This window comes from Ahrensia sp. 13_GOM-1096m (genome assembly GCF_000620605.1).
Taxonomy (GTDB): Bacteria; Pseudomonadota; Alphaproteobacteria; order Rhizobiales; family Rhizobiaceae; genus Ahrensia; species Ahrensia kielensis.
This window is the reverse complement of the sequence record NZ_JIAX01000010.1, coordinates 253,216-269,525: the sequence shown is the minus strand read 5'-3', so window position 1 is coordinate 269,525 and position 16,310 is coordinate 253,216. Positions and strand designations below refer to the sequence as shown.

The 16,310-nt window shown below is 47.6% G+C and carries 19 protein-coding genes; 13 read left to right on the top strand and 6 right to left on the bottom strand.

Annotated elements, in window-relative coordinates; all coding sequences use genetic code 11:
* The first annotated feature begins 17 nt into the window (after positions 1–17).
* From N530_RS0107505 to guaA, 3 genes are all read left to right on the top strand, one after another.
* The gene (locus tag N530_RS0107505; protein WP_051540816.1) at positions 18–479 is read left to right on the top strand and encodes a TspO/MBR family protein; all 462 of its coding nucleotides are present in this window, start codon (positions 18–20) and stop codon (positions 477–479) included.
* A gap of 31 nt (positions 480–510) precedes the next feature.
* Positions 511–1,071, top strand: a complete 561-nt coding sequence (locus N530_RS0107500; RefSeq protein ID WP_051540815.1) for a 5'-methylthioadenosine/S-adenosylhomocysteine nucleosidase — start codon at positions 511–513, stop codon at positions 1,069–1,071.
* Positions 1,072–1,269: 198 nt separating this feature from the next.
* A complete protein-coding gene (guaA, locus tag N530_RS0107495; RefSeq protein WP_026480196.1) occupies positions 1,270–2,850 on the top strand; it encodes a glutamine-hydrolyzing GMP synthase in 1,581 nt (526 codons plus the stop codon).
* Positions 2,851–2,854: 4 nt separating this feature from the next.
* On the opposite strand, the gene N530_RS0107490 is transcribed toward guaA, so the two are convergent.
* Both N530_RS0107490 and N530_RS0107485 read right to left on the bottom strand, forming a co-directional pair.
* Positions 2,855–3,628: an MOSC domain-containing protein gene (locus N530_RS0107490; RefSeq protein ID WP_026480195.1), complete on the bottom strand. Its 774-nt coding sequence runs from the start codon at positions 3,626–3,628 to the stop codon at positions 2,855–2,857.
* A 113-nt stretch (positions 3,629–3,741) separates the two neighbouring features.
* A complete protein-coding gene (locus N530_RS0107485) occupies positions 3,742–4,158 on the bottom strand; it encodes an MAPEG family protein (RefSeq protein WP_026480194.1) in 417 nt (138 codons plus the stop codon).
* A 159-nt stretch (positions 4,159–4,317) separates the two neighbouring features.
* Here N530_RS0107485 and sbmA point away from each other — a divergent pair, with 159 nt between their 5' ends.
* From sbmA to N530_RS0107440, 9 genes are all read left to right on the top strand, one after another.
* Positions 4,318–5,586, top strand: coding sequence for a peptide antibiotic transporter SbmA (gene sbmA, locus N530_RS0107480; RefSeq protein ID WP_026480193.1), 1,269 nt, complete (start codon positions 4,318–4,320; stop codon positions 5,584–5,586).
* Positions 5,587–5,758: 172 nt separating this feature from the next.
* Positions 5,759–6,430, top strand: coding sequence for a tetratricopeptide repeat protein (locus N530_RS0107475; RefSeq protein ID WP_026480192.1), 672 nt, complete (start codon positions 5,759–5,761; stop codon positions 6,428–6,430).
* Complete coding sequence (der, locus tag N530_RS0107470; protein ID WP_026480191.1) at positions 6,427–7,854, top strand: ribosome biogenesis GTPase Der; 1,428 nt, start codon at positions 6,427–6,429, stop codon at positions 7,852–7,854. The genes N530_RS0107475 and der overlap by 4 nt, the downstream gene beginning before the upstream one ends.
* A gap of 180 nt (positions 7,855–8,034) precedes the next feature.
* Positions 8,035–9,204, top strand: coding sequence for a cell wall hydrolase (locus N530_RS0107465; RefSeq protein ID WP_026480190.1), 1,170 nt, complete (start codon positions 8,035–8,037; stop codon positions 9,202–9,204).
* Between the two features lie 254 nt (positions 9,205–9,458).
* Positions 9,459–9,824, top strand: a complete 366-nt coding sequence (locus N530_RS0107460) for an ATP synthase subunit (protein WP_018689441.1) — start codon at positions 9,459–9,461, stop codon at positions 9,822–9,824.
* 17 nt (positions 9,825–9,841) lie between these two features.
* Complete coding sequence (locus N530_RS0107455; protein ID WP_026480189.1) at positions 9,842–10,594, top strand: F0F1 ATP synthase subunit A; 753 nt, start codon at positions 9,842–9,844, stop codon at positions 10,592–10,594.
* 68 nt (positions 10,595–10,662) lie between these two features.
* On the top strand, positions 10,663–10,887 hold the full coding sequence (locus N530_RS0107450; protein ID WP_018689439.1) for a F0F1 ATP synthase subunit C: 225 nt from the start codon (positions 10,663–10,665) through the stop codon (positions 10,885–10,887).
* A 143-nt stretch (positions 10,888–11,030) separates the two neighbouring features.
* Entirely contained in the window at positions 11,031–11,579 is a 549-nt protein-coding gene (locus N530_RS0107445; protein ID WP_026480188.1) for a F0F1 ATP synthase subunit B, read from the top strand.
* A gap of 11 nt (positions 11,580–11,590) precedes the next feature.
* The gene (locus N530_RS0107440) at positions 11,591–12,070 is read left to right on the top strand and encodes a F0F1 ATP synthase subunit B (RefSeq protein WP_018689437.1); all 480 of its coding nucleotides are present in this window, start codon (positions 11,591–11,593) and stop codon (positions 12,068–12,070) included.
* A gap of 73 nt (positions 12,071–12,143) precedes the next feature.
* Here N530_RS0107440 and N530_RS0107435 read toward each other — a convergent pair whose 3' ends face one another.
* Positions 12,144–12,863: a ribonuclease HII gene (locus tag N530_RS0107435; protein ID WP_026480187.1), complete on the bottom strand. Its 720-nt coding sequence runs from the start codon at positions 12,861–12,863 to the stop codon at positions 12,144–12,146.
* Positions 12,864–13,041: 178 nt separating this feature from the next.
* On the bottom strand, positions 13,042–14,220 hold the full coding sequence (locus N530_RS0107430; protein ID WP_035266596.1) for a PA0069 family radical SAM protein: 1,179 nt from the start codon (positions 14,218–14,220) through the stop codon (positions 13,042–13,044).
* A 121-nt stretch (positions 14,221–14,341) separates the two neighbouring features.
* Between N530_RS0107430 and N530_RS0107425 the strand changes: the two genes are divergently transcribed.
* Positions 14,342–14,851 (top strand): hypothetical protein, encoded by a 510-nt coding sequence (locus tag N530_RS0107425; RefSeq protein ID WP_026480185.1) that lies wholly within the window; start codon positions 14,342–14,344, stop codon positions 14,849–14,851.
* Between the two features lies 1 nt (position 14,852).
* Here the strand turns inward: N530_RS0107425 and moaB are convergent, their stop codons facing one another.
* Together moaB and N530_RS0107415 are read right to left on the bottom strand one after the other, a co-directional pair.
* Positions 14,853–15,410, bottom strand: a complete 558-nt coding sequence (moaB, locus tag N530_RS0107420; RefSeq protein ID WP_026480184.1) for a molybdenum cofactor biosynthesis protein B — start codon at positions 15,408–15,410, stop codon at positions 14,853–14,855.
* Between the two features lie 9 nt (positions 15,411–15,419).
* Positions 15,420–16,307: a 4-(cytidine 5'-diphospho)-2-C-methyl-D-erythritol kinase gene (locus N530_RS0107415; RefSeq protein WP_026480183.1), complete on the bottom strand. Its 888-nt coding sequence runs from the start codon at positions 16,305–16,307 to the stop codon at positions 15,420–15,422.
* Positions 16,308–16,310: the final 3 nt, after the last annotated feature.

Below are 16,310 nucleotides of genomic sequence, written 5' to 3'. Positions count from 1 at the left end.
CGGAGTAAGATGTAGATATGCCTGCAAAATATATATCGTTTATCGCATTTCTTATTCTTTGTGTTGGCGGCGGGGCGCTCATCGGAACGCAGAACCTGCCCGGTGATTGGTATGACGGCTTAACGAAACCGTTTTTTAATCCACCATCTTGGCTTTTTGGTCCAGTTTGGACTGTTCTTTATGCAATGATTGCTGTTGCGGGTTGGCGCACTTGGATACGCAATGCCAATGGCACTTTGATGAAGATTTGGTTCGCCCAGATTGCGCTGAATTTCACCTGGTCACCGGTGTTTTTCACCTATCATTGGACGCTCTTTGCTGCGCTAATCATCTTGGCAATGATCGTGTTGACCGCGATTTTTATTGTAAGCGTATGGAGCAAAGACCGCGTGGCTGGCTGGTTGATGATACCATATTTGTGCTGGATAGGCTTTGCTTCGCTCTTAAACATTTCCTTGTGGTGGCTCAATTTTGCTTAAGAAAATCGGTTCAAAATCCATCCTCTATGTTATGGCCGCTAATCCTGAATATGGCGACCATCTCAAACAGCGCATTACGCCGCTCATGTGTGGCATTGGCCCTGTTGAAAGCGCCGTTGCGGTAACCAAAGCACTTGGCAATATTAAGCCAGACCTTTTGGTGTCATTGGGCTCTGGTGGTTCAAGAACCTTAAAACAGGGCGCTGTCTATCAAGCGTCCTCTGTGAGTTACCGCGATATGGACGCTTCGCCCTTGGGGTTTGAAAAGGGGCAGACACCATTGATAGATTTGCCCGTTGAAATTCCTATGGCTGTTCAAATTGACGGCGTTGAAGCTGCGCGTTTATCAACAGGTGCAAATATCGTGTCTGGCGCAGATTATGATGAAATCGACGCGGACATGGTGGATATGGAAACCTTTGCAATTTTGCGCGCCTGTATGGCATTCGACGTGCCGATGATTGGCCTGCGCGGTATTTCAGATGGCAACGAGGCGCTTTCTAAACTGAGCGACTGGACGCAATATTTGCATGTCGTCGATCAAAATCTAACCCATGCAGTCGATTTGCTGGAAGCTCAGCTGGCGCGTTAACAACAGCGGCTATGCACTTTTGATCGGTGCTATCATGATTGCGATACGAGCTATTTTGTAGGCTTCACTCAATCATATAGCTGCGAAAGTTCCTTTTTTGATACAAACTGGGGAAAAATCACTTAACTATTTTGCTGTAAGTGATTTCTCTTTCGCTAAACGATTGAATATTTATCTGACTCGCCGTAAAGGCTTTTCATGACAGATATCACCTCCCATTCCGATAATATTCTCATCATTGACTTTGGCAGTCAGGTTACACAGCTGATTGCGCGCCGTGTCCGTGAGGCTGGCGTTTATTGTGAGATCGTTCCTTTTCAACTTGCTAGTGATGCGTATCATCGCTTGAAGCCTAAAGCGGTCATTCTTTCTGGCAGCCCGGCCTCGGTGCATGATGAAAATGCGCCGCTCGCTCCGCAAGAAATTTTCGAAGCTGATATTCCTGTTTTAGGCATATGCTATGGCCAGCAGGTAACGGCACATCAACTGGGTGGAAAAGTCGAAGGCGGGCATCACCGTGAGTTTGGCCGCGCGCGCATTACTATCCACAAAGAAAGCCCGCTTTTTGAAGGCGTTTGGGAAGTTGGCAAAGACTACCCTGTATGGATGAGCCACGGCGACCGCGTAACAGAACTGCCAGAAGGGTTTGAAGTCATAGCGACATCGCCCAATGCGCCGCTTGCTATCGCTGCGAATGAAGAGCGTCGTTACTACACAACACAGTTCCACCCAGAGGTGGTGCATACGCCAGACGGTGCCAAGCTCTTGTCGAACTTTGTTCACAAGATTGCAGGACTTAAATCCAACTGGTCTATGGCTGCATACCGCGAGCAGGCTGTTCAAGCCATTCGCGATCAGGTTGGGCCAGAGGGGCGCGTTATTTGTGCATTGTCAGGCGGCGTTGATTCGTCTGTTGCTGCGCTGCTTATCAATGAAGCGATCGGCGATCGCTTGTCATGTATTCTTGTGGATCATGGCTTGATGCGCATGGGCGAAGCGGAACAAGTTGTTGAAATGTTCACCGAGCATTACAATCTTGACCTGAAATGTATCGATGCCTCAGACGAATTTATTTCTGCGCTGGAAGGCGAAAGCGATCCAGAGATCAAGCGTAAAACTATCGGCCGTCTGTTCATTGAGGTATTTGAGCGCGAAGCTAAGGAACTTGCGGAGCAGGGCAAAGATGCGCAATTCTTAGCGCAAGGCACGCTCTATCCAGACGTGATCGAAAGCGTGAGCTTTACGGGCGGTCCAAGCGTGACAATCAAATCGCACCATAATGTGGGCGGTTTGCCGGAACGTATGAACATGCAACTGGTTGAACCGCTGCGTGAGCTGTTCAAAGATGAAGTGCGCCTGCTTGGTAAAGAACTTGGTTTGCCAGAAAGCTTTATCGGTCGTCATCCATTCCCAGGGCCTGGTCTTGCGATCCGTTGTCCGGGCGGTATCAGCCGTGAAAAATTGGAAATACTGCGTAAAGCCGATGCGATTTACCTAGATGAAATCCGCAAAGCTGGCCTTTACGATGAAATCTGGCAGGCTTTTGCCGTGCTTCTACCTGTTCAAACCGTTGGTGTGATGGGCGATGGACGCACATATGAATTTGTGTGCGCACTGCGTGCGGTTACATCTGTCGATGGCATGACCGCTGATTTTTATCATTACGATATGAATTTCCTCGGCAATGCGGCGACCCGTATCATCAATGAAGTGCGCGGCATTAACCGCGTCGTGTATGATGTAACGTCTAAGCCGCCGGGCACGATTGAGTGGGAGTAAGCTCTTAGTTTGAGCTTACTTCATCACCGATTTTGATGTCACCGCCGACCAAAACTTCCGCATAAATGCCCATATCGCGGTGGCCGAAATGTTCCTCGATGAGCGCGGGTACATCCATGTCGCGCTCCGCGGTTTGAAGGTTCACCTGTGTCGCCGGACAACGCACTATTCTTTTAAGAACACGTAGCTTCACGCCGTTAATTTCAATGTCACGGCCGAGCATTTTGAGTTCGCTAAATGGTTCCCACCCATCAATGAGCAAATTGCCGCGAAAACGATGCGGGTCAACATCACGGCCAGTCGCGTCAGACAATGCGCGAACTGATGCCAGATTAATAATGGAAATTGCGTGCATATATTGCGGTGAGGTCACGCAAACATCGGTAAAGCGCAAATCGCCGCCATTAATAAAGTTGGGTGTTTTGTCCGCCTCAAGGCCAACGACGGTCGATAGGAATTGAGATGCGTCACTCATGCCTTGATCGGTAGAGCAGTCAAATACGTGCTCTTCTTTTCCATCTTGAATGAAAAGCGCTTTTGTTGCGGTGTCAAAACGCGTGTTTAGCCGCGCAAGCGCAGCATCGCGCGCCAGCACCAAAAACTTGCTCTTTGGCATTGGTCTTGGGCTGGCAGGGTCCATGCCGCTGTCATGGCGAGCAAAAGCAAAGGCGCGATCAAGTGGAAAGCCGCGCGATTGTTCCAACGCAACCACCTCAAGCGATTGTCCTGAAAGGCCTTTAATCGGGTAGGTGATCATTTCTTTAATGACAGCGTTCATCAGGCCACTTTCTCAAATTCTTCAACGGTAATATCAGCTATCAAAACAACTGGTAATGCCAACAGAATTTTTGTCACCGAACCATTTTAGTTAAGCGTCGCGCGATAAGCACATCAGCCAAAGAGGGCCCATATACCGTGCACGAATAGTCCGGCAAACAGAACCAGCATTGCGAGCAAGGCAATGCCAAAGCCAATCATTCTGGTTTTGAATGGTGCATCTTCCATAATAAAGTGATGGGCATGAATGGCACGGCCAATTGTAAAGACTATTCCCAATAGATGGATTGCGATTAAAGGCATGCCGATCAGTGCGCCTACAGTCAGTCCGATCAAGAAAATAGGGATGTTTTCTGCGGCGTTGGCGTGACCGCGCATGATGCGCTCTAAATGTTGGTTACCACCATTTCCAATCGAAATTTTAAGCTTTCGGCGCAATGAGCCCGTTGAGTTTGCAATCCAAACAAGAATGAAAAAATTAAGCGCGACATATATGCCCACTGCGCCAAGGTTTGCCTGAATATGTTCCATATGATGATCTGCCTTAAAGGGTTTGTTTTTGCACGATAACGTGATGTGCGGGGTGTTTAGAATTTTTTCCTGTTCATTTATGTACAATGACATAAAAACTACAATGTCGTTCGTCACGTCAGATAATTATAAACATAATAATTGAGAGTACTTCATTCCGTGTTCAAATCGTTCTTCCCGTCGCCAAAGTTGTTTTTTTCATCTTTTATAGTGTGGTGCGCAGTATCAGTTTTGGCTTGGTACGGAGGGGGAGCAGAACTTGGTGCTGGTATATTTGGTTCGAGCGACTCTGAAGCTGCTCCGGTCATCGGTCTTGGGCATTTTATTACACCTGAATTCCTTTGGTTTTATATATTCTTTATCGTGTTTGCGGGCATTTTTATCGCCTTTTGGCATTTTAAAGAGAAACACCCTTGGGAAATCTGGTCTGTAACAGGCTCGGCGGTATTGTTATTTGTGACTTACTTCAATGTTCAAGTTTCAGTCGCAATCAACAATTGGCGTAGACCGTTCTTTGATGCTGTTCAAAATGCATTGAGTGATAGTTCGACAACCACTGCTGCGGATTTGTTCACCTATATTTGGATATTCGTGCAACTGGCTTTCCTATTCATCTCTGTAATCGTTGTGTTCAGGTTTTTCGTCAGCCATTGGATTTTTCGTTGGCGTACAGCGATGAACGACTATTATCTTGAGCGTTGGAAGCAGGTTCGTCACATTGAGGGCGCATCGCAGCGTGTTCAAGAAGATACAATGCGCTTTGCCTCGATTATGGAGGGGCTTGGTGTTTCCGCGGTTGATGCCGTCATGACGTTGATCGCCTTCTTGCCTATCCTTTGGGGATTGTCTGAATACGTACCGGAAATTCCATTCTTTGGTGCCGTGCCTCAAGCGCTTGTTTGGGCGGCAATCCTATGGTCCATTTTTGGTACTGTTCTACTTGCTGTTACGGGCATTCGCTTGCCGGGGCTTGAATTTAAAAATCAACGCGTTGAAGCAGCTTTCCGTAAAGAACTAGTCTATGGCGAAGACGATTTTGATCGTGCTGAGCTGCCGAAAATGATTGATTTATTTAATGATGTTCGCCGGAATTATTTTAGGCTTTATCTTGAATATATGTATTTCAACGTATTCCGTTTTGCTTATATTCAAGCCGATAATATCTTCGCCATGTTGCTGCTTATTCCAAGTATTATTGCTGGGGCAGCTATTGGCTTCACCTTCGGTGTTATGCAGCAGGTTTTGACTGCATTTAGTCAGGTTTCAAGTTCATTCCAATATTTGGTGAATTCATGGCCAACAGTCGTCGACCTGCTTTCTATTCATAAACGGTTGAAGGCATTTGAAGCCGCCATTGATAATGAAGATCTGCCAGATATCGATAAAGAATGGCTACAGAAAAATAGCGAAGCTGATAGCGCCGTTTAACGCCCGATAGGTTCGTAAATCACTGCCCGAGCTATTAATATTAGCTTGGGCAGTTGATTTTAACCTTATAGAAGGTGTTCAAAATCGCTTTATTCACTCTTGAAAGCGATACCCCCTTACATTTCGACGCATTTATCGCTAAACGCAGGCGATATTATTCAAAGGTGTACTGATGTCTGACGACAGTTTTATTCGCGAAGTCGAGGAAGAGCTACGCTCTGATCGCCTCAAATCATTTTGGGATCGCTTTGGCACATTCATCATTGGTGCCGCTGTTTTGCTTGTTGTAGCAACGGCTGCAACGCGGTTTTATGATTATTACACATCAAGCAAGGCAAATGAGTCTGGGGACCGTTTTCTGGTCGCGCTTAATCTTGCCAATGACGGTAAATCCGAAGAGGCACTAACTGCACTTCAGGACTTGGAAAAGGATGGCTTTGGTCAATATCCTGTTCTTGCCCGTATGCGTGCGGCGACTGTTCTTGCCAATGATGGTAAGGTCGATGAAGCTGTTGGCATGTTCGATGCTGTTGCCGCAGATAGTTCGGTGCCGGTTGCCATTCGCGATATTGCAAAACTGCGAGCAGGCTACGCACTTGTTGATACTGCTGAATATGATGAGGTTGCAAAGCGCGTTGAAGTGCTTTCATCAACCGAAAACACATTGCGTCATGCAGCGCGTGAAGCAATGGGGCTTGCAGCATGGCGTGCAGAGAAATTTGCAGACGCCCAAACATTTTTCAGCGACATAATAAACGATGAGCAATCGCCAAGCGGCGTTGCACAGCGTGCTCGCATAATGCTCGAACTTATAACAGCGAGCGGCAAGGTAGTAGAAGGATGAGTTTCGCCGTTGCCATTGTCGGGCGCCCCAATGTCGGCAAATCGACTTTATTCAACCGTCTTGTTGGCCAAAAAATTGCCATCGTGGACGATCAGCCTGGCGTTACGCGTGACCGCAGACGTCATGATGCGCGCCTGTATGATCTGAAATTTGAAGTCATTGATACCGCTGGCCTTGAAGAAGGTGCAGCCGAGACAATGTCGGGCCGGATGAGAATCCAAACACTGACGGCTGTTGAAGAAGCCGACATGGTGCTCTTTTTGGTCGATGCCAAATGGGGCCTGACCTCAGACGATAAAACTTTTGCAGATATTTTGCGCCGTGCAAACAAGCCGGTCGTGCTGGTTGCGAATAAGTCTGAATCAAAGGATTCGGATGCAGGCTATTATGAATCGTTTCGTCTTGGTTTAGGCGAGCCTGTTCCAATTTCTGCTGAGCACGGCGAAGGCATGACTGATCTGCGCCAAGCAATCGTTGAAGCTGTCGGCGAGGATGTTGCCTATGCTGAAGGAGGCAAGACCTTCGAAGCGCGCGTTAACGTCACTGTTCATGATGATGAATTTGAAGACGATGAAACTGAGCCGGAATATGATGATAGCAAACCAATGCAAATCGCTATTGTCGGTCGTCCTAATGCTGGCAAGTCGACACTCATCAATCAGATGGTGCAAGAAGAGCGCCTTCTAACAGGTCCAGAAGCGGGTATTACCCGTGATAGTATTTCTGTTGACTGGGAGTGGGAAGGGCGAAAAATTCGTCTATTCGACACGGCCGGTATGCGCCGTAAGGCGAGAGTTCAGGAAAAGCTGGAAAAAATGTCCGTCGGTGACGGTCTGCGTGCAATTCGCTTTGCGGAAGTTGTCGTGATCGTTTTTGATGCGACCATTCCTTTTGAAAAACAAGATTTGCAGATTGTTGATCTTATTGCGCGTGAGGGCAGGGCACCGGTAATCGCATTTAATAAATGGGATTTGATCGAGAACCGACAGGAAGTGCTGGCAGAGTTGCGCGAGAAAACAACGCGCCTTCTGCCGCAGATACGCGGCCTCCGTGCGGTGCCTATCTCTGGTCAAACGGGTGCGGGCCTCGATATCTTGATGAAAGAGATTGTGGCAACCCACAAAACTTGGAACAAGCGCATTCCTACGGCAAAGCTCAATCGTTGGCTTGAAATGGTGATTGCTCACCATCCACCGCCAGCGGTGCGTGGTCGCCGTTTGAAATTAAAATACATGACGCAGGCCAAAACCCGCCCGCCGGGCTTTGTAATCTCTTGTACGCGTCCAGACGCGGTGCCAGAAAGTTATCAGCGTTATATGGTCAATGCGCTGCGCGAGGATTTTGATATGCCCGGCGTGCCAATTCGCATGATGTTGCGCGGCGGCGATAATCCGTTTGCACACAAAGCAAAACGCAAAAACTAAGCAGTTTATCTCAATTAAATCCCCAGCCTTTGCGCTGGGGATTTTCGTATCTGCTGTGTATTTTACCGTTTTAGGGGCGATGATTAACAAATCCTCACCGCGTCATTAACCGGACATCAAGGTTAATGCTTCATTCTCCAATATAGTTAACAGCGTTTTGAGTTTCTGTCTGGAGTATGAGTGTTGCGTAATTTGCGTTTGAATGCCGGTCGCCGAGTTGCGGCGCGGCTTGCCGCACCGGTGTTTTTTGCCACAGCTTTTTTTATAGCTAATCCAAGTCAAATTGCATTGCAGGATATGTCGAGTTTGATCTCGGGAGGCGAATCTTCTGTTGATCGCTGGAAGGTCACAATGCTGCGCTCATCATCAGGTTCAACGCATCAGGCTGAGATGCCGTTCGGTGTAGATCCTACGGTGACGGGATCTGTCGGTGTACGTACAAAAAATCTTGGGCATATAACTCTCAACGCTGCCAAAACGGTTTTGCCAGACACACCAGACGAAATGCGTATCAACTCAAAAGGTAAATCAGGGCGGGTTGCTGCCGTTACGCCTGTCGCACCGCCAAAAGATTTCTCTGCCGGATCTATTTTTGAACGCCAAAGCAATCTTTTGCGCCCTGCGGTTGATGGCGCAGTTAAAATGGCTTTTGCTAAGTCCGATATTAAGGGCGAAGAAATAAAGATAGCTAAGACATTTTTTAAAACACAGCCCAAAGTGGCAAGTCCTGGTGTTCCTAAAATGCTTGCCAGCCTCGTTACGAACGATAATGCAGACATTCTAGCGACAGCCTACGCGCCCGCAAAGCCGGATTTTTCGGCGCAATCACCGTTTGATAGCTTGCTCAACAATGACAAAGATAAACGCGGCCGGTTCATTCCACCAATCGGTGAAAATGATCATGCTTGGGCAAGGCAGCCTTTGCCTGCTTATGCTTTTTCAAGCAAAGAGCAGACGTGCCTTGCGGAAGGCATTTATTTTGAAGCACGCGGCGAGCCGGTTTCTGGTCAAGCAGCCGTAGCACAAGTTATTCTAAACCGCGTTCGTAACCCTGCATATCCGAAAACGATTTGCGGCGTTGTTTATCAAAATAAATCTTGGCGCAATCGTTGCCAGTTCTCTTTTGCATGCGATGGCATCCGCGATCGTATCAATTCACCGACTTCATGGAAGACAGCACAAGACGTTGCAATTGCTGTTTCAGCTGGAAAAATTTGGTTTAAAGAAGTTGGCTCATCCACGCATTATCACGCAACTTACGTAAACCCACGTTGGGCGCGCCACATGAAACGAGTCGGTAAGATTGGCTTGCACATCTTCTATCGTACCTATGGCGGTGGCTGGAGCTAATATAGGCGGAATCAGCCAAACCTAGTTGCAATCATAAAAACTTCATCTGCGACCTTTTGCTAAGAGTCTTATAAGTCTTTGTATTTAAAGTCTTATAAGGCTTTTTCTATTCGTCTTAAACTGCCTTGACTAGCAGGGGGTGCGAAACTATGTTGCCGCCAAATTCAAAAGGGCTTTCTAGCAACGAATGAACATACACCACACAGCAGCAAGCAATGTGTTATGCTGCGTGATAATGAGGTTTGTGAGGTGCAATGACTGGCTCTGATGATAACAATCTGAACGATAGGCGCGCCAATCTGGATGCTGCCCTTGCCAAAAAAGTTGGTGAGAAAAAAGGTCAGGTTGATACGGACAATGAACGTGATAGTGCCGGTTGGGGCGCAGCTGTTAAAATCTCGAGTGAATTCATCAGCGGGGTTTTGGTTGGTGCCGGAATCGGTTACTTGATCGACAAAATTGCAGGAACAAGTCCTTGGGGACTTATTGTGTTCTTGTTACTTGGCTTTGCGGCCGGGACTTTTAATGTAATGCGGGCTTCTGGCAACTTTGCCGAGCCTGAAAGCCGGATGCCCGACAAGGTGTCTGATAAAGATAAACCAGATGCCGACAGGCAATAAAATTTAGGGTGACTGAAGTGGCAAACGATCCGACCGCACAGTTCGTGACGAATAAAATCATACCGTTGGAGAATGTTGGCGGTCTTGATCTATCGTTCACGAACTCATCACTGGCTATGGTTGGTACTGTCGCACTTGCATCTTCATTCCTATATTTTGCGACAGCAAAACGTGGTCTAATTCCTTCGCGCGGACAATCAATTGCCGAATCGGCTTATGAATTTGTTGCCTCTATGTTGCGCGATGCTGCCGGAACTGAAGGCATGCGGTTCTTCCCGTTTGTTTTCTCACTGTTCATGTTCATTCTGGTCGCCAATCTTTTGGGCATGTTCCCATATTTCTTCACGGTCACAGCGCAGATCATTGTAACATTCGCCTTGTCGATGCTCGTTATGGGCACCGTGGTTGTTTATGGGGTTGCTAAACACGGTGTGAAATTTTTGGGCTTGTTCGTGCCCGATGGCATTCCCGGCATATTGATACCGCTTGTTGCTGCGATTGAAGTCATCTCATTCTTGTCACGCCCGATATCACTTTCCATTCGACTGTTTGCGAATATGCTCGCAGGTCACATCACACTCAAAGTGTTCGCCGGCTTTATCGTTTCGATGTCTAGCCTTGGCGCAATTGGTATCGGTGGCTCAATACTGCCATTAATTATGGTTGTCGCTTTGACCGGTCTGGAATTCCTTGTGTCATTCTTGCAAGCATATGTGTTTGCAGTCCTGACGTGCATGTATCTCAATGATGCATTGCATCCGTCACACTAATCGAGGATAGCGGGGCAACCCGTTTAACTGAACTACTAATCTGCATTTACAATCCAAAGGAGCTTAAAATGGAAGCGGAAGCAGCAAAATACATCGGCGCAGGTATCGCATGTCTCGGCATGGCGGGCGCTGCTATGGGTCTTGGTACAATTTTCAGTAGTTTTCTGTCAGGTGCATTGCGCAACCCGTCAGCAGCTGATGGTCAGTTCGGCCGTCTTATTTTCGGCTTTGCGGTAACAGAAGCTTTGGGCATTTTCTCATTGCTTATCGCATTCCTTATCCTCTTCTCGTAATAATACGATAAGAATTGTCTTTGGATTGACTGTCGCTGCATTGTAGCGGCAGTCGTCTTGACAAAAGCGCGGTGACTTTCTTCGCCGAGATTGTGGGCATTCGTCGTGCAATCATCTAATTTTAAGATCTGGGATCGATAGCAATGTTTATCACCGAAGCAATGGCAGCAGGAACGGAAGCTGTAGGCGAGCATGCCGAAAGCGGTATATTCCCGCCATTCGACACTTCTACATTTGCATCGCAGCTTTTTTGGCTTGCGATCACATTCGGCTTTTTCCTCTGGTTCATGTCAAAAGTCATTGTTCCACGTATTGGGAACATTCTTGAAACCCGCCAAGACCGCATTGCGCAGGATTTGGACAAAGCGCGCGAGTTTCGTGATGATGCCGATGCATCTATCGCAGCTTATGAGCAAGAGCTTGCTGAGGCAAAAGCCAAAGCAAATGAAATTGGCCAAATAGCGCGCGAAAAAGCAAACGCTGAAGCCAATGCAGAGCGTGCAAAAGTAGAGGCCGAGCTAGGCACTAAACTTTCAGCTGCTGAAGCACGCATTGCTGACATTCGCGAAAAAGCAATGTCTGAAGTTGGTGGTATCGCTGAAGAAGCAGCATCAGAAATTTTCACACAGCTTATCGGTGGCACTGTCACGAAAGCTGATCTTGCTAAAGCCGTAGCGGCTTCTGGCAAGTAAAGGAGACAGACATGGACGCAACATTTTGGGCACTCGTCGGTCTTATCATCTTTTTTGCTGTTATAGCCTACTTCAAAGTACCGGCTATGATCGCAAAGGGTCTTGATGGCCGTGCGGACAAAATTCGCAATGAACTGGAAGAAGCACGCAAGCTTCGTGAAGAAGCTGAAGGTGTACTCGCAGAATATAAGCGCAAAAGTATTGAAGCTGAAAAAGAAGCAGAAAACGTTGTTGCTGCTGCTAAACGTGAAGCTGACGCAATTGCATCAGAAGCACGCGCTAAGACAGAAGAATATGTTGAGCGCCGTACACAAATGGCAGAGCAAAAAATCGCTCAGGCTGAAACAGATGCGATCAATGCCGTTCGTTCAACAGCTGTTGATGTTGCGGTTGCTGCAACTGAAAAACTTCTAGCAGAAAAGATGACAGCGAAGTCATCGGGTGATTTGTTCAAACAATCTATCGCACAGGTTAAATCTGGCTTGAACTAATCAAGCTTTGATAAGAATTTGAAAGCCGCGTTCAGGAAACTGAGCGCGGTTTTTGCATTTTAGACAATGAAGTTTACGAAAGGTCGTCTTTGCGTAATGGCCTAAATGAAAATCGGTGTATGCGCGTGATACCGCCCTTATTTTCAATCTTAGCCCTGTGCTGGGCTGAACCGTAGCCCATATGCTTCTCTAAGCCGTAACCTTCGTTTTCCAGCCCAATCTGCGCCATCATGCGGTCACGTGTTACCTTTGCAACAATAGCAGCGGCTGCAATCGTCATGCTGCGACCATCGCCTTTGACGAGTGCTTTGGCTGGCATGTGTGAGGGTAGTGCGGGCGGTATATCGCGCCCGTCTGCCAGAACAAAATCTGGTAGGACTCCGAGCCGCATAATGGAGCGGCGCATTGCCTCTAGGCTTGCTTTGCGAATGTCGGTGCGATCAATTGTTTCGGCAGATATCGATGTGACAGCAACTGAAAGCGCGACATCCATGACGACATCAAAAAGAATGTTACGTTTTGCGATGCTAAGCTTCTTGGAATCATTCAGCCCCTCAATTTGAGCGCCAAGAGGCAGAATGACTGCCGCAGCAACGACAGGGCCAGCAAGTGGCCCGCGGCCCGCTTCATCTGTCCCAGCGATAGAGTTAAATCCCTGGGCGTGAAGATAGTTTTCGAACTGAAAATCCGGAACAGATTTAGCATCAAATGGAAAATCTGGAAAAGGCGCATTTGCACCTTGTGGTGTTTGGAAAAGGGGCAGAGAGCCGACATCGCGCTTATTCATCGTCATGATGATTTGGCATGACAACCAGCTCTCTGCAAGTGTTCAGTCAATGTAATCACTTGAAACCAGTGGATTGGGATAATCAAGCATCGGCGACGAGGTGGGGGCATCGCAGATAACAAAAACTGAACAACGACCACACAGCACTCTTCATGGGGGAGAAAAATGCTGTGAAGGGGTAAATTTACAAAAGCTCCAATTGCTCTTGGTCTGGCTTTGGGTTGATAAAAAGATCGGCGTTTAGCTTAAGGCGATTGGTATTCATACCAAGGCGCTTGCAAGTCATCTCAACACGCCTCGATATTTGCCAAGCATAAGGTCCCGTACCGCGCATACGTTTGCGCCAGTCAGCGTCATAATCTTTTCCACCGCGCATAGAGCGAATAAGCGACATCACATGGCGATAACGCTCAGGGTAATGGCGCAGAAGCCATTCCTTAAAGACCGGCGCAACCTCCAAAGGTAGGCGCAGCAAGACATAACCTGCTTCACGCGCACCAGCAGCAAAAGCGCTGTCCAAAATCCGCTCTAGTTCATAGTCATTAAGACCTGGAATAATGGGCGCAACCATCACAGATGTCGGAATACCCGCATCTGTTAATTGCTTGATTGCTTCAAGGCGCTTGGATGGCGTCGAACAGCGCGGCTCCATTGTGCGTGCCAAAGTTCGATCAAGCGTGGTGATGGATAAAGCAACTTTAGCAAGTCCCTTTTTTGCCATCCGAGCCAGAATATCGATATCCCGTGTCACAAGGGCAGACTTGGTAACAATGCCAACAGGATGATTATATTTCTCTAACACTTCCAAAATGGAGCGCATGATCAGCCAATCACGTTCAATGGGCTGATAAGGATCAGTGTTTGTGCCGATGGCTATCGGCTTAACCTTATAACCAGGGCGCGTAATCTCGCGTTCAAGCAATTTAGCCGCGTCAGGCTTGGCAAATAGCTTGCTTTCAAAGTCGAGCCCTGCAGACAAGCCTTGATAGGCATGTGTTGGCCGAGCAAAGCAATACACACAGCCGTGTTCGCATCCACGATAAGGATTGATCGACTTATCAAAGGAAATATCAGGCGATGTGTTTTTAGTAATAATGGTGCGCGCGCGCTCAACAGTCACTTCTGTTTTAAAGGGCGGTAGCTCATCAATTGTCTGCCAGCCATCATCAATCTCTGTGCGGGTAAAAGCTTCGAAACGCCCTGTTGGGTTCATCGCAGAACCACGCCCGCGTGAGCGACGCTCATGAACGCGTAAGCTTGCTTCCGCGATCAAGCCATTGGCAAGATTTGTACCTGCTTCTCCTGCGCGGCTAAAAGCGGCATTATCTGCTGATTTGATAGAATCCAGTATTGTGTACTTCATGATTTTTCCAATCGTGAAAGCGATTCTGCTTGTTGATGACTATATTCCTATCACATAAAGAGAACAGAGCAAGAACAAAATGCATTTTGCGTTGCAGCGAAACATGGCTTAAGAAATGCATATGATTACGGTAATTGTGACAGTTGAAGAGAACGGCACCCAGCAACTCGCCAAAACGCTAGAGAACCTTATCTCCTATGCGTTGGAAGGCTTTGTGCAGGAGGTTATTGTGCTGCATGACGCGCTTGATGATATGACACGTCATTTGGCTGAAGAAGCTGGTTGCAATCTTGTTGAGAACAAGAACTTTCAAGCGGTTTGTTCAGATGCACGCGGTGACTGGCTATTGTTCATGGAGGCCGGAGCAACGCTTGCGGCTGGCTGGGCCGATATTGTCAGCGCACATGCGAATGCCGACGGTGGCGCGGCATCATTTCAACTCACTGTAAGCAATGCCCGCCCATTTTGGCAAAGGTTTTTAAAGCCGCGCGTTTTTAAAAGCCCGCTTGCATGTGGTTTATTAATATCGAAGCGGCAAGCACGCGCTAATTTCAAATCTCAGGAAACAGCGGCTGAACTGATGCGCGGACTTGCGGTCAAACGGTTACGCGCGAAAATAATACGAGCTTAATCTAAGCGGATTTATTGCCGCCCCGTTTAAGGTGTTCATCTAAGCGTGGCATGATTTCCACGAAGTTACACGGCATATGCCTGTAGTCTAACTGTCTGTTCAAAATGCCGTCCCAAGCATCTTTGCAAGCGCCGGGAGAGCCGGGCAACACAAACACGAAAGTTTGGTTGATTAAGCCAGCTGTAGCGCGTGATTGAATGGTAGATGTTCCAATTTTCTCCGCTGATAATTGATGAAAAAGAACAGAAAATCCATCCATGCGTTTTTCAAATAATGGCTCAAGCGCTTCAGGCGTAACATCACGGCCCGTAAAGCCTGTGCCGCCGGTTGTGATTACCACATCAATGTCTTCGCGTTTGGACCATTCAGTAACTTGCTTGGCAATGTCCCCTGTTTCATCGCGGCAGATAGCGCGGGCAGCTAATTTGTGGCCTGCTTTTTCAATACGCAAGATAAGTGTATTGCCAGATTTGTCTTCTTCGATAAGTCGCGTATCTGATACAGTGAGAACAGCGATGCTGACCGGAATAAACGGGCGCGTCTCATCAATTCTGCTCATGTCAATTTCCTATGATGAAGAAGTCGTTCGTGTTGCTTTTACCCACCATTTAGGTTCTGCATCATTGATTGCTTGAGCGGCAGTTCTTGCAGCAAGCGCAGTATCGAAAATACCGAAGCAAGTCGCGCCTGAACCGCTCATGCGCGCTAGAATTGCGCCTTCGCTATAAAGCAGGTGGAGCGATTTTTGAATATCGGGGCATAGATCGATAGCTGCTTCTTCAAGATCATTGCGTGTGCGATCTTTCAGAAATGGCACGATTTCTTCTGCATCGTCTGGAAGGTCAAAGATTGCTGAATTATTTTTGGTTTTCAGAGCGGAAAAAACGTCTGGGGTCGATATTTGTTGCCCACAATTGACTAGAACCAGATTGAGTTTTGGAAAGTTTTTCAAAATAGAAACTTTCTCGCCAATGCCTGTGACATGCACTGGTTTTTTAAGCATGCACATTGGAACATCAGCACCCAATTTTTGGGATAGGGCGGCCGGACCACTATGATCGGGATCAAATGGAACCTTCCAATGCTTGTGCAAAAGCGTTAGGGCAGCCGCAGCATCAGATGAACCACCGCCAAGGCCAGAGGCAATGGGAAGGCGTTTTTCAAGGCTAATGTGGACTGCAGGGACCGAAACACCTGCTTTAATGGCACCAAGGCGCACATGGTCACGCGCATTGATAACTAAATTCTCGCCATTAACATCATTCGTAAGGTCATGGGCAAAAGGGCCACTTACACCAAAACCATCAACAATTGACGTGCTAACATGGACTGTATCGCAGGCATCAACAGTGCCAGCAAACACAACAAGTGAATCGATCAGATGGTAACCATCTTCACGTTGGCCGGTTACATGCAGTGCGAGATTAATCTTCGCGGGTGCATTGAGTAATTGCATGGT